Origin of the sequence: Flavobacterium cryophilum, assembly GCF_048286555.1 — a bacterium.
GTDB lineage: Bacteria > Bacteroidota > Bacteroidia > Flavobacteriales > Flavobacteriaceae > Flavobacterium.
In genome coordinates this window covers 139,295-162,327 of sequence record NZ_JBLVPZ010000004.1, presented here as the reverse complement: position 1 = coordinate 162,327, position 23,033 = coordinate 139,295, and the positions used below count along the sequence as shown (strand labels likewise).

The window sequence follows — 23,033 nt, the reverse complement described above, 5'->3', positions numbered from 1 at the left end:
AAATCAGCTCGAATGGTTTTGTATGCCGTAAAACAGAACAAAAAAATGCATCGAGATGGATGTTTAACGCTACTTTTCTAATTCTCACTCAAATCATTTACTTGATCAAAATTAGCAGAACTGACAAATATTAGCATCAAAAAACCCAACGGGTTCCTAGTAGCTTAAAATCAATTCTTTAATAAGACTTCTTACTTTTGGTTCGGCATTTTTCGCCGCTTCTAATACTTCATCATGTGAAATAGTTCCAATGCTTTCTTCATTTCCCATATCGGTAATTACTGAAATACCAAATGTTTCTAAATCCATATGACGTGCCACAATCACTTCGGGAACCGTTGACATTCCCACACAATCTGCTCCAAGAATTTTTACCATTTTGTACTCTGCCAAGGTTTCAAAAGTTGGACCTTGCAAACCCAGATAAATCCCCTCCTGAACCTCAACATTTAATTTTTGTGCCAGTTCAGTAGCTTTGGCGATCATTTTTTTCGAATACGGCTCACTCATATTTACAAAACGAGGTCCAAAACGATCGTCATTTTTTCCACGCAAAGGATGTTCCGGCGTCATGTTGATATGATCTGTAATCATGACAATAGAACCTACTTTATAACTTGGATTTACACCACCAGAAGCGTTTGAGACTATTAATTTCTTAACACCTAAAAACTTCATTACCCGCACCGGGAAAGTAACTTCTTTCATCGAGTACCCTTCATAAAAGTGAAATCGTCCTTGCATAGCAACGACTTTTCTGGTTCCTATTGTTCCAAAAACTAATGCCCCTTTGTGACCTGGAACTGTTGAAACAGGGAAATTTAAAATTTCATTGTACGGTAATGTATATTCTACTTTCATTTCCTCTGTAAAACTCCCTAAACCTGAACCTAAAATCACGCCATATTCTGGTGTGAAATTTATTTTTCCTCTAATTTGACTGACCGTTTCTTGTACTTGTTCCCACATAATCTAAAATTGTTTTATCAAAATTTTCACTTCCCGAAACAAACGAACTTTGTATTGGTAAGTAGAAAAGTTGTTCGCTTGGCAAACTTCCTTTCAACCGTACATAATCTTTTTCGGTGGTGATGATAATGTTGTTTTGCGCTAATTTTTTAATTTCCAAAATGTCTTTATCGGTAAAATTATGATGGTCCGGAAAAGACAAACAGACATCATTACTATCTTGTAAATACGCAAAAAACGATTCCGGTTTTGCAATTCCTGCCACCAGTAATTTTGCTGCCGATTGAATTTCATTGACAGTAATCTTTCGATTCTCGGCATAAATAAAATCTTCGTATGCAATAAAAGTAAAGTACAATTCCTGATTTACAGCAACTTTTAACCTCTTTTTAATATCATTCTGTCCGTCAAGCGAAAGATTAAAAGGACATTTAGTTACAATAATTACATTGGCTCTTTTTGCTCCGCTTTGACTTTCGCGCAAATCTCCCGTTGGCAACACAAAATCATCCGAATACAAATCCCCGTATGAGGTCAATAAAATATAAAATCCCGCTTTTACTTTTCGGTGTTGAAAAGCGTCATCAAGCAGAATCACTTCTGGTTTTATGGATTGTGAAAGCAATTGTTCAATTCCATTTTTTCGATCGGCATCAACGGCAACCACAATTGACGGGAATTTTTGAAAAAACTGGAAAGGTTCGTCACCAAGTATTTTGGCATTGGAATCGGCTTGCGCCAAAATAAAACCTGTAGATTGTCTTTTATAACCACGGCTTAATGTTGCAATTTTGTATTTATCAGAAAGCAACCGAATCAAATATTCAATTTGGGGTGTTTTTCCGGTTCCGCCAACGCTAAGATTTCCAACAGCAATGACAGGGATATCAAACGAATAGGATTTTCTAATGCCGGTGTCGAAAAGAAAATTGCGAATACTCGTTATCAAACCATATAGGATGGCAAACGGAAACAGCAATTTTCGCAATATATTCATTTTACGAAAGTAGAATAAATTATCTTTGAAATAAAAATCTAACACAGATTTCATAAATTAAAAATACTTTGAATGTTTGTGTAAAATAAAATCTGTGTAAATCTGTGTCAAAAACATGAAAATCAAAGAAATAATATCGGTGCTTGAAGAAATGGCGCCACTCGCCTATGCTGAAGATTTTGACAATGTGGGATTATTGGTTGGAAACCAAGAATCAGAAGCAACAGGAATTTTGGTTTGCCATGATGCACTGGAAAATATAATTGACGAGGCTATTGCAAAAAACTGCAATTTGGTGGTTTGTTTTCATCCGATACTATTTTCAGGTTTAAAAAAAATCACAGGAAAAAATTACGTGGAACGATCCGTGATTAAAGCTATAAAAAATGATATTGCGATTTATGCAGTGCACACCGCACTGGACAATCATCAAGATGGTGTAAATAAAATTTTTAGCGATGCACTTGGATTAATAAACACCAAAATCCTTATCCCAAAGGAAAATTTGATCCATAAATTAGTGACCTACACTATTCCTGCCAATGCGGAACACGTACGGAATGCCTTATTTAATGCTGGGGCAGGAACGATTGGGAATTATGAAAACTGCAGTTTTAATTCGCAAGGAATCGGAACTTACAGGGGGAATGAGCACAGCAATCCACAAGTAGGTGAACGGTTTGAATTTATACAAGGCGACGAAATCAAAATCGAAGTCACTTTCGAAAAACATTTAGAAAATAAAATCTTAAAAGCATTATTCGCTAGCCACGCGTACGAAGAAGTGGCGTACGAAATTTACGCGTTGCTAAACAAGCATCAAAATATTGGTTTGGGCATGATTGGGGAATTAAAAAATCCCATGGAAGAAAAAGATTTTCTATTGTTTGTAAAAGAAAAAATGCAATGTGGTGGCATTAGACATTCCAATTTTATAGGAAAGCAAATAAAAAAAGTAGCAGTTCTTGGCGGAGCAGGAAGTTTTGCCATAAAAAATGCGATTCAGGCCGGAGCAGATGCTTATTTGACAGCGGATTTAAAATACCATCAGTTTTATGAAGCCGAAAACAAGTTGCTTTTGGCTGATATTGGACATTTTGAAAGCGAACGCTATACAAAAAATTATATTGTAGAGTATCTTCGGAAAAAAATCCTTAATTTTGCAGTTATTTTATCAGAAGAAAATTCAAATCCAGTTAAGTACTTATAGAATATGGCGAATACGAAAGAATTAAGTGTTGAGGACAAGTTAAGAGCAATTTACGATTTACAACTTATTGACTCTAGAATTGACGAAATCAGGAACGTAAGAGGAGAACTTCCTTTAGAAGTAGAAGATTTAGAAGATGAAGTTGCAGGTTTAAGCACCCGTTCAGAGAAATTGAAAAGTGAACTTGAAGTTATCGAGGATCTAATCAAATCAAAAAAGAATGCAATTGATGACCACAAAGAGGCTATCAAAAAATATACGAAACAACAAGAAACGGTTCGTAACAACCGAGAATTTAATTCGTTGACTAAGGAGGTTGAATTTCAAGAATTAGAAATTCAATTGTCTGAAAAACAAATTAAAGAAATGAAAGCTTCAATTGAACATAAGAAAGAAGTAATTTCAAGTTCTAAAGAAAGATTAGAAGCAAAATCTAATCATTTAAAGCATAAAAAATCAGAGTTAGACGCTATCATGGCTGAAACTGCCAAAGAAGAAGCTTTCTTGTCAGAGAAATCGGCAGAATTTCAAGCTGTAATAGAAGAACGCTTATTGAAGGCCTACACGAGAATCAGAACTAGCGTTCGTAATGGATTAGCGGTTGTTTCTATTGAAAGAGGGGCATCTGCAGGATCATTCTTTACAATTCCGCCACAGACACAAGTAGAAATTGCTTCTAGAAAAAAAATCATTACTGATGAACATTCCGGAAGAATATTAGTAGACAGCGTATTGGCTGACGAAGAAAAAGAGAAAATGGAACAGTTGTTTTCTAAATTCTAAAAATATTTAAGTCCCGATATTTATCGGGACTTTTTTTTTATGAAAAAGATATTATTTTTTATATTCACTAAATCTATTGGCTTATACATTAACGTTCTAAGTTTTGTATTTCCAAAAAAAGCGTCGCAACTTGCGTATGCTTTTTTTAGTCAACCTAGAGAAGGCAAATTATCAAAAGCCCATCTTCCAGAAATTCTTCAAGAAGCACAATCCAAGACATTCCAACATGGCAAACATTCCTTACACACTTATACTTGGAAAGGAAATGACACCGTAATCCTGTTGGTTCATGGCTGGGAAAGCAACGCTTCTCGCTGGGAAAACTTACTGCCCTATTTAAAAAAATCAGGAAGCACTATTATTGCGATTGACGGCCCGGCTCATGGATTATCGAGCGGCAAAGAATTTAGCATTCCTAAATATGCCGAATTTATTCATGTTGCTGTCGAAAAATTCAAACCTCAGTACTTAGTAGGTCATTCTATGGGCGGAAAAACCTGTTTGTATTATCAGTCTGTCTATCAAAACGACAAGCTAAAAAAAATGGTAATTCTAGGATCTCCAAGTGATTTTAAAATTATAGTAAACAATTACATTGCGTTGTTGAGTTTAAATTCTAAAATATCAAAATCTTTGGAAGATCATTACCTGAATCATTTTAAACTCAATCTGGAACAATTTTCAGGAAAATTATTCGCCTCAAAACTGAACATCAAAGGACTAATCGCTCATGATATTGATGATACGGTAGTTTTATTTGAAGAAGGAAAGAAAATTGCCAGTACCTGGAAAAATGCGGTTTTTATTGAAACCAAAGGTCTAGGCCACAGCATGCACGACGCTGAATTATATGAAAAAGTCTTTCGTTTTTTGTTTGATGAAAAATAGACTCTATAAATTTTTGGATTGTTAGAAAGTTTAGATGGATTGCACGTAGCCATCTTCTGTTTACTACGTACCTTTTTCTTATCCAAAAAGTCTAAAAATCTAAGAACTCTAAAAACCTAACAAACAAAATGACTACTTTTGCAATATGGAAGAAAATGTAAAACGCCTCAATAAATTCATCGGAGAAACTGGTTATTGTTCCCGCCGCGAAGCTGATAAAATCATTGAAGAAGGTCGCGTAACCATCAATGGAATCGTTCCGGAATTAGGCACAAAAGTTTCCCCAAATGACGAAGTGCGTATTGACGGTAAATTAATCCGTGAAAAAAACGAGAAACCCGTTTATCTTGCATTCTATAAACCAGTAGGAATTGAATGTACCACAAACCTTGATGTTCGCAATAATATTGTAGATTACATCAATTATCCCAAACGTATTTTCCCTATCGGAAGATTAGACAAAGCCAGTGAAGGATTGATTTTTATGACTAATGATGGGGATATTGTCAATAAAATATTACGTGCCAGAAACAATCATGAAAAAGAATATACGGTAACGGTAAACAAACCCATCACCGCTCGTTTTATAGAAAGAATGGGCAATGGAATTCCTATTTTGGACACAATTACCCGAAAATGCAAAGTAGAACAAATTAGTAACTTTACTTTTAAAATTATATTGACACAAGGTTTAAACCGTCAAATTCGTCGAATGACAGAGTATTTAGGCTACGATGTCACAGCGCTAAAACGCATCCGAATTATTAATATTTCACTTGATATCCCTGTCGGTCGTTACCGAGATTTAACCGATGCCGAAATTAAAGAATTAAACGAACTTATCGAGCCTTCGAGCAAAACCGAAGAAGCGAGTTTGCCCAAAACAGAAGCGCCAAAAAGAAGAACGGAATTCATAAAAAGAGATGATCCGAGATTTAAAGGAAAAGGGGATTATTAGGCTATAAAAAAACCATTTCTGAACGGGATTTTGCGTTTATTGACCAGTAATAAATTCGTAATACATGGCTTTTGATAAAAAGGGCTTTGATTGCATGACATTAATCTCGTTCTCTCGCGAAAGTGCAATGTCTAGTCCATCTAATTTATTTTGTGAAAAATAGTTGCTGCGCATTTCATCATTAAAATTCAGTCTTGATAAAAATATTGGCTCCACCCCTTTATTTACAGTGATATTGTATTTCGTAATTATATTTCCCCAATTCACAAAACTGCATAATAGAATCGTTCCATAAAAACACCAAACCATTTGATTGAAAAGATAAGCATTAGTTTTTTGATTGATAATTTTCAAAAAGGCAAAAACCAATCCAATAATCGCTAAAATCAAGAAAGCATAAACTCCCAATCTTTTGTAGGTTAAACCAAAGTAGGAAACGTATTCTGAGTTTTTGATGATGGCACATAGTATTAAAATTCCGTTTAAAAGAATCCAAGTCTTAGCTAATAGTTTCAAGTTATTCGCTTTCTCATCAAAATTAAATCCTCCTTTAAAATAAAACATGATTACACCTACTGCCATTACAATGGAGAAAATTACAGCATTTACGCGTTCGTGAGTGGCTGAACTTAGTTTAGACGTTTCAATTATTTCAAAAAACTGCTCGTAATTATAGGTAATTATAAAAATCAAAAGCATAACATTCAAAAGTACAAACGTAATCTCGCCGCTCCTTCTTTCGAAATCCAAATCAAGAAATGAAAATGTCTTTTCATTTTGAGTTTTAATTTCGGTACTAAAATCATTATCTAATTTTGAATTGTACTCATAACAAATATCAGGAATCCAATAATTCCAAAAACTAAACGAAATATAGAACCCTAACAAAGCAATCAGAACGACATCAAAAACATCCAGATCCAAAGTAAAATTGGTGAAAAGAGTAGAAAAATGGTCGCTCCCGAAAGCGTACACCACAAAAAACATAATTATAAATACCGCTGGAATAATAACGTACGCTATAATTTTTTTAATAAAATCATTTTTGATTTCTCTTTTTGGAAACCATTGACTAAATATAAATATGCGAACTAAAGAAGCAAATCCGTTGATAAATACAATGGGGAAAATTTGTAGTATTTTAAGTTTTACTTCAGAGGTTTTAAATTGTAAAAAAAGAATGGACATGGCTAAAGCCAAAAAAGACACAAAATCGCCAAACCAGGCAAAAGCACAACACGACAAAACAGAGGTGATTACTAATCCTATATGCAAACGACTGGTAAATCGTTCTTGAAAGAAATAGCAAATCATTCCAGTTAATACCAAACCGAAAATTGCCAGATTTACTCCAACTTCTTGCTTGTAAAAAAGCAAAGTAAAAATCAAGCTACAGACTAAAATTAATTGGTGTTTTTTCACAATAAAAAATTTAAAAGTACTTTGTATTTCAAAGTAAAAGGTTAAAAAAAGGTGTTTATTTAGATTTGATTAATTTTTCAAGACTATTCAAGTGGGAAACAAAAGCAGCTCTACCCATATTGGTAACTCGATACGAAGTTTTTGGTTTTTTACCAACAAACTCTTTCTTTATTTCTATGTATCCCGATTTATCCAGTGCCGACGAATGACTCGCTAGATTACCATCCGTAATATTCAATAACGATTTCATTTCGGTAAAATCAATCCAATCGTTTACCATCAAAACAGACATAATGCCTAATCTGACCCGACTTTCGAAATCTTTATTTAATGAATCAATAATTCCCATTTCTATTTGTATTTTTTGAACACAATTATTCCGTACAGGATGTGCAAAATTCCAAATCCTACTGCCCAAAAAATAAGCCCAAAACCAAGATAAAAAAGAGAAATACATCCTAAAACAACTTCACAAGTACCCAAATATCTTATATCCGAAAAAGTATATTTTCCAGCATTTATAAGTGCTAAGCCATAAAACAATAAGGTAACCGGAGCAATCAGAGCGAATAACTGATGGTATAAAAGTGCCATACAAAATATGCCTCCAACCGACAAAGGAATCGCTAGATTCAGTAACATTTTTTTAGTCGTATTAGTCCAAACCGGCAAATCAAACTTTTTACTTTTTCTCCAAGTGAAAAATATCCCGGATCCCACTGCTAAAATCAAAATTGCCAAAGCAATGAAAACTAATTCCATTATTAAATCGTAGCGATACAACTTTTGCGTACCATCAAAATATTCGATGCCATTAATTTTAAACAATTGATATGCATAAATTGATCCGGCTAGAGCAAATAACCCCGCAAATACTCCTGAAAGGCCACTTAAAGAAATAAACCTTGAAGAGCGCTCCATCATGGATCGAATGTGCGCTAAATCTTCTTGAATTTTTTGACTCATAAATAAAGTACTTTGAGTTACAAAGTTATGTATTATATTTAGATTGCAGATTAAAAACTCATTTAATTTTAATAAATTTTATAAAATGAAACTCTCTTCTATTTAAAGGAAAAGATTAGCGTAAAAGATTCGTTTTCTCAGAATCTATTTTGAGCTTGCTTCCCAACCTCTTTGAATCTCACCAATAGTAGAATCCCAGTCGTAAATTGATTGTACGATAAAAAGGGTAGCAAATCCTAAGAAAAATATTTTTATGTCTCTGTTTGAAATTTTCATTTTTATAGTATTTAATAATTTTTCTAAATATATAAATCTATTCGATCAAAGACATGAAAAAGTAAGATTATAAATATAATTGATGCTATTTTTTTATAATATCCAATAAATATCGACTCTTCAAAAGAAAGGAAAGAGAAAAGAGATTATTAAAATTAACTTTCAATAACCTCTTTATACATCATTACAAATTGACTTATTTTACTTTCTCAGACACTGTTCCGCCTTTGGCACTGGAAACTGTAACGGTTGCTCCAGAAGGGTTTCCTTTAATGATCCATCTTACTTTTACATTACCCATACCTTCAATATTAGGCATTTCGATTGTTTCAGGACTGAATTTTTGTTCTGTAAATAAATTTAAATCTTCATTTTGAACTGTCATCCCTGCCACCACGACACTACCGGTCAAACTGATATAATTTGGACGCTCTATTTTATTTTTTACATCATGTTGAGAATGGGTTGGAATAATCCTAGTGTTCATAATTGTAGCAGTTACTGCTACCAAATCCCCTGCAAGTTTTGCAGTTTCAACACTGACAATTTCTAATTTTGGAGTCTGGTAAGCATGGTACAATGAGAAAGCCATATTTCTATGTGCATCTTCCTGAATCATAAATCCTGGATGATTCCGAATATAATTTTTTTTGGGGCCACCAATTTCAATATCACCAAACTGAGGATGATTAAACGTCTTCCATTCGACGTAACCATCACCGAACAAAAGATATTTATCAAATTCATTGAATTCATCATTATCCCATCGTCCTGCAATATTCTTTTGATTAAATAATTTATATGAAGTCATTAGCTCATTACTAAAAGTAAAAATACCACGAGCTAAGGACAAAAAATCGATTTCTCCACCATAAACGGTATATAAATCTTTATGAATTACAAAATAATTATATCCCGGAATCATCTTTTCACCTAACTTTCCTATATTATCATACACTTCAATATCCTGAGGTGCAAATAAAGCATCATCTTCCGCAGCACCAGGGCCTCTTAGAAACATTCCGCCATTATTGTGATAGCTTTGAGCTCCTGCTATATTGGGATGATTGACAATGAAGGCTTTTATAGCACGGGTTTCCGGTAACGTCCCTGGATAAAACAATGCACCGTTTTGAACATAATTAGGTTGCCAATTCCAACCCCAATCGCGATTTGGATCATAGGCTCCGATTAAGTCCTCATTTACTAAACCATCTTTATCATTATCTAAACCTTCATAACCTAACATTTCATATTCCCCTATTTCATCTCCTTTTACCTGATACATTCGGGTAGGATATTTAGGATCTACTTTCCAACGCCCTGTTTTTGATTTTCTGCGCATCATTACAATATGCCCGTCATTATCTAAATCATCGAGCTTATCTTCATTGACAAGACCATCGCCATCATTATCAAAAGGGCGCATTCCTGAACGAGAGGTATTAGCATTATTCGATTTATAAATAAAATTTTCCCGCCCATCAGGACTGATTGTCATTACAATATAAAACACTTTTTCTTTTAACAAAGTGTTGATGAATTTAATATTTTGAAAACTCTCTGCTAAATACCACGCCGTGTACATGGCGACCTCAACACCTTGCATTTCATTCGCATGAATTCCACCATCTACATAAAAGCCTGGTTTATTTTCTGTTTCACCTGAATTAAAATCGGATATGGTTAAAACCCAAATATCTCTTCCTTCATAGGATTTACCGACGGATTCCATTTTAACCAAATCAGGATAGGCTTTCACTAAATCTCTCCCTAACTGAGTAACTTGTGCATAATCATGGTAACTATCCCAAGCCATTTTTACTTTGGGGTTAGCTGGCGAACCAATAGCACGGATGCCATTTAAATCTTGCGGAGCGATATTACTTTTTTGAGCATTGGTAACCCAAAAAACAAAACTGAGCAAGCTGAGTAGTATGTGCTTTTTCATTGCATTAATTTTTATATGTAAGGATATAAAATCCCTTGTTAATTTTTAAAGTCAAATTATTATTTCAAATCAACAATTACTTCTTTGAATCCTGCAGTAGCACAACCTGTTGTAATAGTCACTTTTCCTGTACCTGAAATCAGCCATGAATATTCTTCTGATTCATCAGCTTGCATGCTCTTACGAATAAAATATTTCCTGCCAGAAACCATCGTTTGATTTTTTTGAAGTAGAATCTCTGTTTTCATTTTAGAAACAAATCGGATTTTGTCTCCAATTTCGGTATAGGTAGGCAGTAATCCTTTGTTGGCTACTTTTATAGTAATGCGATATAAATTATCGTTTATTTTTTTAATTTCGGGAACATTTGTTTCAATTTTTGGCATTGCTGTCAAAAGTTCTTCAACAAAAAGTCCGTGTTTAATGGCTGTTTCCTCCAAGAAATTTACGGGTGGATTATTCAAAGCATAAGGCGAAAAACCTCCTACTTCTACTTTTTGAATTGGAAAATCTGGATGTTTGATGACTGACCAGTCGACAAAAGCACTTTTAATATTTTGGCTATCAGCCCATTTTAAAAAAGAGACTTCTGAATTCACTAACTCTTTATCTTTATCTTTTGGGGTAGCTAATTTAGAATCAAGCGAATCTTTTTTAGCTTCAACTTTAGGAACCCACCATCCAGGTGTAGAGAAACTAAATCTGCCCGCATGGAAATAAGCGGTTTGTGCAAAATTCCCTTTGGTCATTGGCATTTTGGGGCCGTCCTTGATCGCTGCTTTTTGCGTATATAATTTAGAAACCTGTTCAGCTGCTTTTATATCTTTTTCTAACCATCCCTTTATAATTCGGGAACTGGTTAACTTACTGTCATACTTAGGAGTTTCAGATAAATTATTGTGCATCCCAAAAGTTAGTACACCATATATATTCTGATTTAAATATAAAAAATCAAGAAGTGCTCTTGTTTCTGGTTCCGAAGCCACATAGACTCCAGCTCCCTTTTCAAATGCAGGATAGTCATAGGTAAAATTCTTATCGATGTTGACTCCTTCAGAAAAATCTTGATTAAACATACCGTCTTTATCGGTATCAATTCCCTCTGAAATCAAAACATACTTGCCGACCTGATTTTTTGTTGGATCCGCTTTTATTAAAACACGGGAATCCTCTGGGCTTTCAATTAAACTTCCTGTTACATCTTCAATGCGAAGTTGCGTAATTAAACCATCTTTATTTAAATCTTCAAAAGCGTCTTCTCCAATTTTACCATCTCTGTCATCATCAGTTTTTGTGTCGTTACCACTCTTTTCCATTTTTACATTGGCAAAAGCAGCATCTATGGCATCCGGATTTACAGATGGAACAAAATAAAGTGTTTTTTCCTCTAAAATCTTTGGTAACTTATCGCTATTTAATAAGTTATCAATCATTTTTAAGGTAATCTGCGTACCAGCACGGTATTTTCCGTCAAGCCCGGCTGTGATAAGCAAAGCTGGTTTTGGAGTAGTTGATTCGGAAATCGTTATCAACCATATTTCTTTTCCGCCACTGCTTGTACCAATAGATTTGACGGTGCAATACTTACTTTTGGCGTCAAGCTCCTTTAGGTTTTTAGTTAGATTTTGATAGTTCAGGTAGTCATTTTGAGCATGAGCGATGCCAAAACAGAGTACAAATAAAAAGAGTATTTTTTTTCTCATTAGACAGTAATTTCTTTAAGAAATAAATGTAGTTTATAAATATGGCCAATCCTAAATTACGCGAAAAATAGTTATTTACTCACTCCGATACTAGGACTTTTGCTGTAAAACTACTCACTATTCAAGGTGATTGATGAAACGCGCATTACTTTTAAATATTAAACAAAAGATTAAACTTCCATTTGCCATTATTTCTAAGAGAATTAAAATAGTGTAAAGGATAATTAAAGGAAATTCTTGTCAGGAATGGTAAAAAAGTGACATTGAAATCTGTTTTTATCAAAACCATCTTTTTCTTTTGAACAAAAACACACCAAAAGCGGATAGTAGAAGGGAAACAGAAATGACAATCCATATTCCATAGCGATTATCTTCTAAATCATTGGGTACATTCATTCCATACAAACTGGCAATCAATGTTGGAATCATCAGAATGATTGAAATCGAAGTCATCTGCTTCATAATCGTATTCATATTATTAGAAATTACAGAGGCATAGGCATCCATAGTTCCCGTTAAGATATCACTATAAATATTAGTAGTTTCTTGTGCCTGACGCAATTCAATTTCTACATCTTCCAGTAAATCCAGATCAAAATGTCCTTTTTGGGATTTTATATTCTTGATGCGATGTAGCAAGATATCATTCCCTTTCAAAGAAGTCATAAAAAATACCAAACATTTTTCTATTTGAAGCAACGCTTGCAACTCTTCATTCTTTATTGACTTTTCTAAATTATCCTCGGCTAATCTTATTTTTTGATTGACTTGCTTTAAATATTTTAAAAACCAAACACTGGAGGAAAGTAATAATTTCAGCACTAAATCGAAGTTGTCTTTAATGTTTATATTTTTACGTTTGGTGTAGACCACAAAATCCGTAAGCATTTCCGTTTTGTGAAAACTAATGGTGATGCAAACTTCTCCTTTAAAGACAACTCCAACCGGAATGGTATGAAAAGGTAATTTCACGTCATTGCTATTCACAGGAATCCGCATAATTATCAAAGTCCAACCATTTTCAATTTCTATCCTTGGTCTTTCGTCAATATCTTCAATGTCATTATAAAATGCTTCGGGAATTTGTAATTCGTCGAGTAAATATTTTTTTTCCGCTTCGGTAGGACATTCTATATTTATCCAGCAGTTTGGCGTCCATTCAGAGGTGGCAATTAATCCGTTATTGTTTTTGTAAAAAGCTCTCATTTCAAAGTTCTATGGGTTTAGTTATAGCCTCTTGAAAACAGTTCAAGTGCTATAGTTAGTTCAACATTTCCGAATAATAATCATCCATTTTAAAGGTCATTTTTAAGTGGTGCAAAAGTATTCTTTAAATTCCGTTTCAGCATCGATTATCAGAATTTAATACATTTTTAAAATAAAAAAAGCCTTAAAGTTAATTAAGGCTTTCTATCAAAAACTATTTTTTTATTTATTTCTTTTCATTTCCCTGGCCAAAAGCGTGTTTTTCAACAACATTGCGATGGTCATAGGTCCTACTCCACCGGGAACAGGGGTAATAAATGATGCTTTTTTACTCACTTGCTCAAAATCAACATCTCCTGTGATTACATATCCTTTTGGATGAGAAGTGTCTTCCACTCTGGTAATACCAACGTCAATTACTACAACTCCATCTTTTACCATATCGGCTTTAAGGTAATTCGGAACACCAAGGGCTGTGATGATAATATCGGCATTTTTTGTAAACTCCTCAATATTTTTGGTTCTACTGTGAGTAAGAGTTACTGTTGAATCTCCTGGATATCCTTTGCGACTCATCAAGATACTCATGGGACGACCCACAATATGGCTACGACCAATAACTACGGTATGTTTACCCGACGTTTCCACTTTGTAACGTTCTAATAATTCCATTATTCCATAAGGAGTTGCCGGCAAAAATGTTTCCATTTCCAAAGCCATTTTTCCAAAATTAGTAGGATGAAAACCATCAACATCTTTACTTGGATCTACCGCCATTAGAATTTTTTGCTCATCAATGTGTTTTGGCAATGGCAATTGAACTATGAAACCATCTAGATCATCATCTTCATTTAGTTCCTTTATTTTTTCGAGTAAGTCTGCTTCCGTAATAGTTTCTGGTAAACTCACCAAAGTTGATTCAAATCCTATTTGCTGACATGATCTTACTTTGCTTCCTACGTAAGTTAAACTCGCTCCATCGTTACCAACAATCAGGGCTGCTAAATGAGGTACTTTCTCCCCATTGTCTTTCATTTTTTGAACTACCGCAGCGATTTCACTCTTAATATCCTCCGCAGTTTTTTTTCCGTCTAGTAGTTGCATTTTTATTTAGTTTAATGTCTTAAAGTCAAAAGTCTTAAAGTCATTACAACCTTAAGACTTTCGACTTTTGACTCATTTTTATTTCATTCCTGGGATTCCACCTTTCATACCGCCCATCATCTTCATCAGGTTCTTCCCTCCAGGTCCCTGCATCATTTTCATCATCTTGCTCATTTGTTCGAACTGTTTCATCAATTGATTGACCTGCTCGATTTTGGTTCCGGAACCTTTAGCAATTCTGGCTTTTCTTTTTACATCAATTAGAGTCGGCTTGCTTCTTTCAATTGGAGTCATGGAGTGAATAATTGCTTCGATATGTTTGAAAGCATCGTCTTCTATCTCTACATCTTTCATGGCTTTTGAAGCACCTGGTATCATTCCAACCAAGTCTTTCATATTACCCATTTTCTTTACTTGTTGAATTTGAGAAAGGAAATCATCAAAACCGAATTCGTTTTTGGCGATTTTCTTTTGGATTTTTCTTGCTTCTTCTTCGTCAAATTGCTCTTGAGCTCTTTCTACCAAAGACACAACGTCTCCCATTCCCAAAATTCTTTCGGCCATACGAATTGGATAGAACACATCAATGGCATCCATCTTTTCGCCTGTACCTACGAACTTGATTGGTTTATTAACAACCGATTTAATCGAAATTGCTGCTCCACCACGGGTATCTCCATCTAATTTAGTTAAGATAACCCCGTCAAAATTTAATCTTTCGTTGAAGGTTTTTGCTGTATTTACAGCATCCTGACCTGTCATTGCATCAACTACAAACAACGTTTCATTAGGCTGAATTGCTTTATGAACGCATTCTATTTCGTTCATCATTTCTTCATCGACTGCTAAACGGCCCGCTGTATCGACAATCACAACATTAAACCCGTTTGCTTTCGCATGTTTGATTGCATTTTGAGCAATTTCAACTGGATTTTTATTTTCTGGTTCAGAATATACCTCAACCCCAATCGAATCTCCAACTACGTATAATTGCTGAATAGCCGCAGGACGATAAATATCACACGCCACTAATAATGGCTTTTTGTTCTTTTTTGTTTGAAGATAATTGGCGAGTTTTCCCGAGAAAGTAGTTTTACCGGAACCTTGCAAACCAGCCATTAAAATAATCGATGGATTCCCGGAAAGATTGATTCCGGCAACATCGCCACCCATCAATTCTGTCAATTCATCTTTTACTAACTTTACCAGTAATTGTCCTGGTTGAAGTGTTGTCAATACATCCTGACCAATTGCTTTTTCTTTTACTTTGGTGGTAAAATCTTTCGCAATTTTAAAGTTAACATCCGCATCAAGTAAGGCTCTTCGAACTTCTTTCAGCGTTTCGGCTACATTTACTTCGGTGATTTTTCCGTGACCTTTAAGTATATGAAAGGCTTTATCTAGTTTATCGCTTAAATTATCGAACATAATTTTTTTTCTCTTTAATTAAGGCGCAAATTTAAGCATTTGATTTTGAAGTTTAAATAGTATTATAAATAAAAAGAGGCTGTCTTCTTAAGATAGCCTCTTTTATTATGAAATCAATCAAACTGAAGATTAATCATTATCATCTAAATCTGTTTCTTGTTCTAGTAAATCTTTTATGAAGTCCCCAATATCGTTGTGACTATCATCATTACCAGTACTAATTTCGATAACTCCGTCTCCATCGGTATCTAACAATAGACCTTGGTTTGCCAAAGTTGTTAGTTTATTCAATAAAGCATCAAGCTGTATTTTAATGTTTAAAGAAATATCATTACTATTTATTGTGAAATCTTTGTTTTGGTCTTCAAAATCCAATTCAAGTTCGGCATCCTCATCGCTCCAGATAATAAATGGTGTCCCATTTATGGTTCCTTTTATCAAATAAGTCTTGCCGTTCATTTCACCAACTGAAATAGATTTTTCGAACTTAAATTCGATTTCCTCATATCTCGCATTCGGAACATTTACAGAAGTAATAAATGGACTTAACGTTAGGTTTGGATCAAGCAAGTCCAATAAAAAGGGCCCATTAAGTTTAACGTCATCATACATGGGATCCATACTGTACATCGCATCTTCCATGTCGGTTTCAAATTCGATGTTCCCAATATTAATCCTAAAATCAGTTAAAACTACTGTAGAGGCAGCCGTACGGGCAGTTAGAGAAGTCTTACCTGTTGTGGACACCGCAGAGGCTTTCAAGGTTACATTCCCTTCTGAAGCGGAATCATTTGTACAAGAACTTATGACAAGTGCAAGTAAAGCTAAAATTGGAATTTTTTTCATAATTGTATTTTTAAATTATTAAGTTAATATTAACGCAAAAAATATGCCATTATTACATTCTTTCCGGCACACTAATACCTAATAGTCTAAAGGAAGCCGCAATAGTATCTGCCACCTTTTTAGACAATTGAACTCTGAAAATTTTCTTTTCTAAATCTTCTTCTCCAAGAATCGGAACCGCCTGGTAGAATGAGTTGTATTCGCGAACTAAATCATAGGTGAAATTTGCAAGCAAAGCTGGACTGTGATGCTGTGCTGCATTTTGTATCACTTCAGGAAACAACGCTAACTGTTTCACCAATTCTTTCTCTTTTTCATGAAGTACTGCCGCTTTTGATTTATTCGAAAAGTCAAAATTAGCTTTACGAATAATAGATTGAATTCGGGCATACGTGTATTGAATAAACGGACCTGTATTTCCAGCAAAATCAACCGATTCTTCCGGATTAAAGAGGATTCGTTTTTTTGGATCTACTTTTAAAATATAATATTTCAATGCCCCTAAACCAATCGTGTTGTATAATTTTGCTTTTTCATCAGCAGAATAGGAATCCAATTTTCCTAAATCTTCTGCGATTTTTTGTGCTGTATCTGTCATTTCCTGCATCAAATCATCGGCATCGACAACCGTTCCTTCGCGGCTTTTCATCTTTCCAGAAGGCAAATCTACCATTCCGTAAGACAAATGAAATAGGTTTTTAGACCAGTCAAACCCTAATTTTTTCAGAATTAAAAACAACACTTTAAAGTGATAATCTTGTTCGTTACCTACGGTGTAAACCATTCCGCCTACATCTGGATAATCCTTAACACGCTGAATTGCAGTTCCAATATCTTGTGTCATATAAACCGCAGTACCGTCTGAACGCAATACAATTTTACGGTCTAAACCTTCGTCCGTTAAATCTATCCACACGGAACCGTCAGGATCTTTTTCGAAAACGCCTCTGTCCAAACCAATCTGAACCACGTCTTTCCCTAATAAATACGTGTTACTTTCGTAATAAAAACAATCAAAATCGACACCTAAATTTTTATAGGTTATGGCAAAACCATCATAGACCCATTGATTCATGGTTTTCCAAAGCGTGATTACCTGTTCATCACCTGCTTCCCATTTTAGTAACATTTCCTGCGCTTCCAAAATGATTGGCGCTTGTTTTTTGGCTTCTTCTTCCGTTTTACCGGCGCTCATTAATCGCGCTATTTCTTCTTTGTATGCTTTGTCAAATGCAACGTAATAATTCCCAACTAATTTATCTCCTTTTAAACCGGTTGATTCTGGAGTTTGTCCGTTTCCAAATTTTTGCCACGCCAACATTGATTTGCAAATATGGATTCCTCTATCATTAATGATTTGAGTTTTGTACACTTTTTTACCAGAAGCTTTGATAATTTCTGCCACCGAATATCCCAAAAGATTATTACGTACGTGACCTAAATGCAAGGGTTTATTGGTGTTTGGTGAAGAATACTCCACCAATACCGCTGTATCTTCGGGATTTGGAGTAACGAAACCAAAGGTATGGTCATCTTTTATTTCTCCAAAGAAATCCAAATAATAGTCATCTGAAATAACAATATTCAAAAATCCGGAAACTACATTAGACCGACTTACCGCAGCTACATTTTCAACTAAATAGTTCCCTATTTTATTTCCCAATTCTACTGGATTACTTTTAACAACTTTCAACAATGGAAAAATAACCATTGTAATATCGCCTTCAAATTCCTTGCGTGTAGTTTGAAATTCAACTTTATCAATTGTAACGTCAAATAAAACTTTTACAGCTTTTATAATAGAGGGAGTAAGAATCTGTGGTAATGTCATGGTATAAATTTAAAAGTGCAAAGATAATTCTAATTCTTTAATCTGGTTAGAAAAGTTACTTAATTGCGTTTTAAAAAGACTAACAAATCAAAAAAAACCGTTCTCCTGCTATATTAACGATTGAGTTAACGAAATTTTAACATTTTTTAAAAATAATAATTCAATTTTCACTATTTTTACTATGCAAATTAACAACCTAAGACATGAAAAAGACACTTATTTTTATACTGTTGATGGTTTTATATACTGGTCACTCCCAGTCAATTACCGTAAACACTACGAAATACACGATTGATCAATTGGTGAATCAAGTACTAGTGAATTCGCCATGTGTTCAGGGCACCAATGTAACTTCAAGAACAGGAACAAATTACGGGTCGTCCAACGGAATAGGTTATTTTGAAAATACTAATTCTGCCTTTCCATTTTCCAACGGAGTTGTATTATGCACGGGAGATGTGACTAAAATTCCGGCACCCAATACTACTATTCTAAGTGATGGTATTCCAGCATGGTTAGGCGATTCAGATTTAGAAGCTAATTTACTTTCGCAGTCCGGAATAACTATTAATTCAATAAATGCCAGTTATATTGAATTTGACTTCCAACCCAAAACACCAAATTTCGATTTTTCTTTTCTTTTTGCTTCTGAAGAATATGGGACTTCCCAATGTAGCTTCTCTGATGCTTTTGCTTTCCTTTTAAAAGATGTAACAGCAGGAGGTACTAATGTAAATTTAGCAATAATACCAAGCACAGCCATCCCGGTATCTGTTGAAACCATACGAGACAATGCTTACAATCCTAGTTGTCCTTCCGCCAATCCAAACTATTTTGGTGCTTACAATGGAGGTGGATTTGGTCCTGCCATAAATTTCAACGGACAGACAGTTTCAATGCTAGCTTCGGCAACTGGATTAGACATTACACACGTGTATCGCATTAAATTAGTTATTGCTGACGGAGGAAATAGTACGGGTTATGATTCTGCCATTTTTCTAGAAGCCAATAGTTTTAATATCGGGCAAGATGTTTTAGGATTGGATTACTCAACGGCAAACAATGCTGCAATTTGTCCGGGAAATACGTTACCAATATTCTCAGCCGCAGGTTTAGATTCCGGAACTACTTTCGTTTGGAAAAAACAAGGAGTAGCGTTTTTACCGCCACAAACAGGGGAAACATTAGACCTCAACACAATTACTCCTTTGGTTAGTTCTGGAATTCATACTTACAGCGTCACATACAAAGAACCTGGTTGCATCGAAGTCACGGATGATATCACAATAGAAATTTATCCCAAGATTGGAGTGATTACAATTGTTCCTAACATTTATGTGTGTGATTCAGGAGCTTCGTCTTACGATTTTAATCTCAATAAAAACAGTTCAATCATTCTGGCTGGAATTAACCAATCTACTAACACAACTGGTGTTTTAGATGATTTACCCACAAATACTGTTATTACATATCACTTTAATGATGCAGATGCTAGGAGAAATACTGCCGCAATATCAATTCTTCAGACTATTTTGAGCGCGGAAAGTGGCAAGCAAATTTTTGTCAGAATTCAAAATCCCAACACGTTGTGTTACGAAATTAGGTCTTTTCAATTGCTGATTGTTGCATCGCCATTAATTGCAAATATGCCTGCTAATAATACATCGTGCTCCAGAAATTTATCTGAAAATCCTCTGCAAGCTAATTTTAACTTAACGTCACAAATTGCGTCCATTACTGGTTCTCAAAACACCTCATACAACATCCTCTCTTTTCACCCCTCAGAAATGGGAGCAAACAGCAATACTAATAGTATAACGCTAAATTCGAGTAACCAATTATTATCGCCAAGTACAACATTATGGGTCCGATTACAAAATATTTCAAATCCCAGTTGCTATGTTATTACCAGTTTTAATTTGATTGTCACGCCTTTACCAGAAGTAGATATATTACCAGATGTATTTGTATGCACCTCTTATACACTGCCACCATTAACAAAAGCTGGAGCACAATACTGGACTGGAAATAACGGAACTGGAACACAACTTTTTGCCAGAGATGTTATAACTACTACCACATTGAACCTCTATGTTTTCAATCAATCTGGAGTGTGTACCAACCAAGATTCTTTTAATGTTACCATTGCTGATTTAGACACAATCACACCAGCTTCTGAAACTTATTGTATACAATATTCACTTCCAGCTTTACCGTATGCAAAATATTTCACTCAAAGCGGAGGTCCTAATACTCTTGGAAATATCCAATTATCAGCTGGATTCACAGTGAATATTGCAGGAGTAAACAGAATATATGTATGGTTTGAAGATACCACTGTTACACCATCTTGTACGCAAGAAAACCCATTTGATATAACAATAATACCATTTAATGTATTGCCTAATTATCCAAATCAATTTGCATGTACTTCCTACACGCTGCCAGTTAATCCAAATGATGGAATTTATTATACTGGCACTAATAAAAGTGGATCTTTTTTGTCTGCAGGAACAGTACTAAATACGACAACCTTAATTTATGTATATAAAGAGAGTGGCACGTCTCCAAAAAATTGTGCTGACGAAAAAAACTTCACGGTTTTTATTAGCGTGGGAAGTATTACACCTCCAGCAGATGTTAATTCTTGTTCTGCATATAGGCTCCCTGAATTGAGCGTTGGCGAATATCGAACTGCTGCTGCAGGCAGAGGAAATATTGTTCCTGCTGGAACATTAATTAATACAACTACAACACTTTGGTTTTATGTTCCAGGACAAACGTGCACCGATAATTTAGACTTTACTGTTACGGTAAATATTGCTCCTATACCAGTTATACCAGATACCTCCCCACAATGCGACGTCTATTATTTGCCTACTGTGGCACATTCAGGCAACTATTATACCGGACCTTTAGGAACTGGACAACTTCGTTTAGTGGGATATCCGGTTACCACAACTCAAAAAATGTACTTCTATGATAAAGCTGTAAGTGGACCTTGTTATGTTGAAGAAGAATTTCTAATTACCATTAATAAATCCCCTGCAATTGATGCAAAACCTGTGGAAGTTATTCGATGTGGTCAAAGTTATATTTTAGATGATTTAAGAAATGGGGAATATTACGAATTTGCCGGTGGTCCATCACCAACGAATCCTGTTTTACCGGCTGGTACCGTTTTGACAACCTCAAAAATAATCTATGTTTATGTCGCAGCTACAGCACCTAACACCTGCATTTCAGAATACAGCATAGACGTTTTAGTTACTTTTGTAAATGACATAGAAGATCAATATGCTTGCGATAGTTTCAAGTTACCAGCCATAGAGGGTATGGGACGTTATTACACCGCTCCAAATGGTCCAAATGGAACTGGAGTACGATTGTTTCCTCCTTATTCCCCAATAACTACCACGAGAACGATATATGTTTATGTCGAGAATAACAACAGAGTTACTTGTATTGATGAAGACCCTTTCATCATAACCATTTATAATAGCCCTATGATAGCAACTAATGCGCCTGTAACCAGATGCGCATCTTATGAACTTCCTTTTTATACAGCTCCTGTAACAAGATATTTTACAAATTCAGGTGGTCCGGGAAGCAACAACACTGAAAAATTTCCGGGGGATTTCATCACTGCTTCAACCACTATTTATGCGTATGCTGAATCCGGAACATCTGCAACGGTTATTTGTCCTGCTGAAAAACCAATGGTAGTTACTATCACCGAAAAACCAAAACTAGTACTTACCGTTCCAGCTATTTGTATAGATATCGATACCGGAATCACTACTGATGCTTTTATTAAAAGCGGATTTACTACACCTCAATTCTCTTTTGAATGGAAAAACGTAGACGGAACTTTGGTAAGTATAGAAGAAAATTTTTCAACAAACGAACCTGGTAACTACACACTTACGGTTACCAACTTATCGATTTTTGGCTGTACCTCTGACATCGTCCCTTTTACGGTTATTAAATCTTCGATACCCGCTTCCGTAACATTTACGACCAGCGGATGGTTTACGGATAACCAAACCATAACTGTAAATGCCGTCCCATTTGTAGGAGATGGAAGTAATTTCCTGTATGCATTAGATGGAGGTTCCCCTCAAAGTAGTAACCTATTTAACAATGTAAGCTCTGGGCTTCACGAAATAATGGTTAGCGATGCCAATTGTGGAAACTTCACCAATCCAATAACAGTTAAGCTTATAAATAGCCCCAAATTCTTCACTCCAAACGGAGATGGTTTTAATGACACTTGGAATATTACTGGAATACCACATAGCGAAAATTTAAAATTATATATTTTTGATCGCTATGGAAAACTGTTAAAAGAATTATTCCCAAATGGCTCTGGTTGGGATGGAACCTTCAATGGTTATATGCTACCTGCGGATGATTATTGGTTTTCAATCTCGTATACTGAAGACACTATCACCAAAGAATATAAATCCCATTTTTCTCTAAAACGATAAATATC

General features: G+C 34.9%; 17 protein-coding genes. 5 read left to right on the top strand and 12 right to left on the bottom strand.

Features of this window, described 5'->3' with window-relative positions:
* Window positions 1-156 precede the first annotated feature (156 nt).
* Entirely contained in the window at window positions 157-969 is an 813-nt protein-coding gene (locus ACNQGJ_RS08640) for a purine-nucleoside phosphorylase (RefSeq protein ID WP_417973783.1), read from the bottom strand.
* Window positions 932-1,966 (bottom strand): tetraacyldisaccharide 4'-kinase, encoded by a 1,035-nt coding sequence (lpxK, locus tag ACNQGJ_RS08635; protein ID WP_417973781.1) that lies wholly within the window; start codon window positions 1,964-1,966, stop codon window positions 932-934. Before lpxK ends, ACNQGJ_RS08640 begins: the two co-directional genes overlap by 38 nt.
* A gap of 115 nt (window positions 1,967-2,081) precedes the next feature.
* Here lpxK and ACNQGJ_RS08630 point away from each other — a divergent pair, with 115 nt between their 5' ends.
* The 4 genes from ACNQGJ_RS08630 (at window position 2,082) to rluF (ending at window position 5,805) form a co-directional block, all read left to right on the top strand.
* Window positions 2,082-3,176: a Nif3-like dinuclear metal center hexameric protein gene (locus ACNQGJ_RS08630; RefSeq protein WP_417973779.1), complete on the top strand. Its 1,095-nt coding sequence runs from the start codon at window positions 2,082-2,084 to the stop codon at window positions 3,174-3,176.
* 3 nt (window positions 3,177-3,179) lie between these two features.
* Entirely contained in the window at window positions 3,180-3,959 is a 780-nt protein-coding gene (locus tag ACNQGJ_RS08625; protein WP_417973777.1) for a zinc ribbon domain-containing protein, read from the top strand.
* Between the two features lie 39 nt (window positions 3,960-3,998).
* Window positions 3,999-4,847 carry an alpha/beta fold hydrolase gene (locus tag ACNQGJ_RS08620; RefSeq protein ID WP_417973775.1) on the top strand — a complete coding sequence of 283 codons (849 nt, stop codon included), beginning with the start codon at window positions 3,999-4,001 and terminating at the stop codon, window positions 4,845-4,847.
* A gap of 145 nt (window positions 4,848-4,992) precedes the next feature.
* Window positions 4,993-5,805, top strand: a complete 813-nt coding sequence (gene rluF / locus ACNQGJ_RS08615; RefSeq protein WP_417973773.1) for a 23S rRNA pseudouridine(2604) synthase RluF — start codon at window positions 4,993-4,995, stop codon at window positions 5,803-5,805.
* A gap of 36 nt (window positions 5,806-5,841) precedes the next feature.
* Here the strand turns inward: rluF and ACNQGJ_RS08610 are convergent, their stop codons facing one another.
* The 10 genes from ACNQGJ_RS08610 to argS form a co-directional block, all read right to left on the bottom strand.
* The gene (locus ACNQGJ_RS08610; protein ID WP_417973771.1) at window positions 5,842-7,227 is read right to left on the bottom strand and encodes a DUF4153 domain-containing protein; all 1,386 of its coding nucleotides are present in this window, start codon (window positions 7,225-7,227) and stop codon (window positions 5,842-5,844) included.
* 55 nt (window positions 7,228-7,282) lie between these two features.
* The gene (locus ACNQGJ_RS08605; protein WP_417973769.1) at window positions 7,283-7,576 is read right to left on the bottom strand and encodes a winged helix-turn-helix domain-containing protein; all 294 of its coding nucleotides are present in this window, start codon (window positions 7,574-7,576) and stop codon (window positions 7,283-7,285) included.
* Between the two features lie 2 nt (window positions 7,577-7,578).
* Entirely contained in the window at window positions 7,579-8,193 is a 615-nt protein-coding gene (locus ACNQGJ_RS08600; RefSeq protein ID WP_417973767.1) for a hypothetical protein, read from the bottom strand.
* Between the two features lie 472 nt (window positions 8,194-8,665).
* A complete protein-coding gene (locus ACNQGJ_RS08595; RefSeq protein ID WP_417973765.1) occupies window positions 8,666-10,420 on the bottom strand; it encodes a M14 family metallopeptidase in 1,755 nt (584 codons plus the stop codon).
* 59 nt (window positions 10,421-10,479) lie between these two features.
* The gene (locus ACNQGJ_RS08590; protein WP_417973763.1) at window positions 10,480-12,123 is read right to left on the bottom strand and encodes a M14 family metallopeptidase; all 1,644 of its coding nucleotides are present in this window, start codon (window positions 12,121-12,123) and stop codon (window positions 10,480-10,482) included.
* 279 nt (window positions 12,124-12,402) lie between these two features.
* On the bottom strand, window positions 12,403-13,329 hold the full coding sequence (locus ACNQGJ_RS08585; RefSeq protein ID WP_417973761.1) for a magnesium transporter CorA family protein: 927 nt from the start codon (window positions 13,327-13,329) through the stop codon (window positions 12,403-12,405).
* A gap of 222 nt (window positions 13,330-13,551) precedes the next feature.
* The gene (locus ACNQGJ_RS08580) at window positions 13,552-14,433 is read right to left on the bottom strand and encodes a bifunctional 5,10-methylenetetrahydrofolate dehydrogenase/5,10-methenyltetrahydrofolate cyclohydrolase (protein ID WP_417973759.1); all 882 of its coding nucleotides are present in this window, start codon (window positions 14,431-14,433) and stop codon (window positions 13,552-13,554) included.
* A gap of 78 nt (window positions 14,434-14,511) precedes the next feature.
* Complete coding sequence (ffh, locus tag ACNQGJ_RS08575) at window positions 14,512-15,861, bottom strand: signal recognition particle protein (RefSeq protein WP_417973757.1); 1,350 nt, start codon at window positions 15,859-15,861, stop codon at window positions 14,512-14,514.
* Between the two features lie 129 nt (window positions 15,862-15,990).
* The gene (locus tag ACNQGJ_RS08570) at window positions 15,991-16,707 is read right to left on the bottom strand and encodes a hypothetical protein (protein ID WP_417973756.1); all 717 of its coding nucleotides are present in this window, start codon (window positions 16,705-16,707) and stop codon (window positions 15,991-15,993) included.
* Between the two features lie 52 nt (window positions 16,708-16,759).
* Window positions 16,760-18,538 carry an arginine--tRNA ligase gene (gene argS, locus ACNQGJ_RS08565; RefSeq protein WP_417973754.1) on the bottom strand — a complete coding sequence of 593 codons (1,779 nt, stop codon included), beginning with the start codon at window positions 18,536-18,538 and terminating at the stop codon, window positions 16,760-16,762.
* 203 nt (window positions 18,539-18,741) lie between these two features.
* On the opposite strand from argS, the gene ACNQGJ_RS08560 reads away from it, so the two are divergent.
* On the top strand, window positions 18,742-23,028 hold the full coding sequence (locus ACNQGJ_RS08560; RefSeq protein WP_417973752.1) for a T9SS type B sorting domain-containing protein: 4,287 nt from the start codon (window positions 18,742-18,744) through the stop codon (window positions 23,026-23,028).
* Window positions 23,029-23,033 lie beyond the last annotated feature (5 nt).

Excerpts from the sequence above, each read along its gene's own strand:
- ACNQGJ_RS08630 (WP_417973779.1), top strand. The coding sequence starts at position 2,082 with ATGAAAATCAAAGAAATAATATCGGTGCTTGAAGAAATGGCGCCACTC.
- ACNQGJ_RS08560 (WP_417973752.1), top strand. The coding sequence starts at position 18,742 with ATGAAAAAGACACTTATTTTTATACTGTTGATGGTTTTATATACTGGT.
- ACNQGJ_RS08620 (WP_417973775.1), top strand. The coding sequence starts at position 3,999 with ATGAAAAAGATATTATTTTTTATATTCACTAAATCTATTGGCTTATAC.
- ACNQGJ_RS08580 (WP_417973759.1), bottom strand. The coding sequence starts at position 14,433 with ATGCAACTACTAGACGGAAAAAAAACTGCGGAGGATATTAAGAGTGAA.
- ACNQGJ_RS08605 (WP_417973769.1), bottom strand. The coding sequence starts at position 7,576 with ATGGGAATTATTGATTCATTAAATAAAGATTTCGAAAGTCGGGTCAGA.
- ACNQGJ_RS08600 (WP_417973767.1), bottom strand. The coding sequence starts at position 8,193 with ATGAGTCAAAAAATTCAAGAAGATTTAGCGCACATTCGATCCATGATG.
- ffh (WP_417973757.1), bottom strand. The coding sequence starts at position 15,861 with ATGTTCGATAATTTAAGCGATAAACTAGATAAAGCCTTTCATATACTT.
- lpxK (WP_417973781.1), bottom strand. The coding sequence starts at position 1,966 with ATGAATATATTGCGAAAATTGCTGTTTCCGTTTGCCATCCTATATGGT.
- ACNQGJ_RS08625 (WP_417973777.1), top strand. The coding sequence starts at position 3,180 with ATGGCGAATACGAAAGAATTAAGTGTTGAGGACAAGTTAAGAGCAATT.
- ACNQGJ_RS08595 (WP_417973765.1), bottom strand. The coding sequence starts at position 10,420 with ATGAAAAAGCACATACTACTCAGCTTGCTCAGTTTTGTTTTTTGGGTT.
- ACNQGJ_RS08590 (WP_417973763.1), bottom strand. The coding sequence starts at position 12,123 with ATGAGAAAAAAAATACTCTTTTTATTTGTACTCTGTTTTGGCATCGCT.
- ACNQGJ_RS08585 (WP_417973761.1), bottom strand. The coding sequence starts at position 13,329 with ATGAGAGCTTTTTACAAAAACAATAACGGATTAATTGCCACCTCTGAA.
- ACNQGJ_RS08570 (WP_417973756.1), bottom strand. The coding sequence starts at position 16,707 with ATGAAAAAAATTCCAATTTTAGCTTTACTTGCACTTGTCATAAGTTCT.
- argS (WP_417973754.1), bottom strand. The coding sequence starts at position 18,538 with ATGACATTACCACAGATTCTTACTCCCTCTATTATAAAAGCTGTAAAA.
- rluF (WP_417973773.1), top strand. The coding sequence starts at position 4,993 with ATGGAAGAAAATGTAAAACGCCTCAATAAATTCATCGGAGAAACTGGT.
- ACNQGJ_RS08640 (WP_417973783.1), bottom strand. The coding sequence starts at position 969 with ATGTGGGAACAAGTACAAGAAACGGTCAGTCAAATTAGAGGAAAAATA.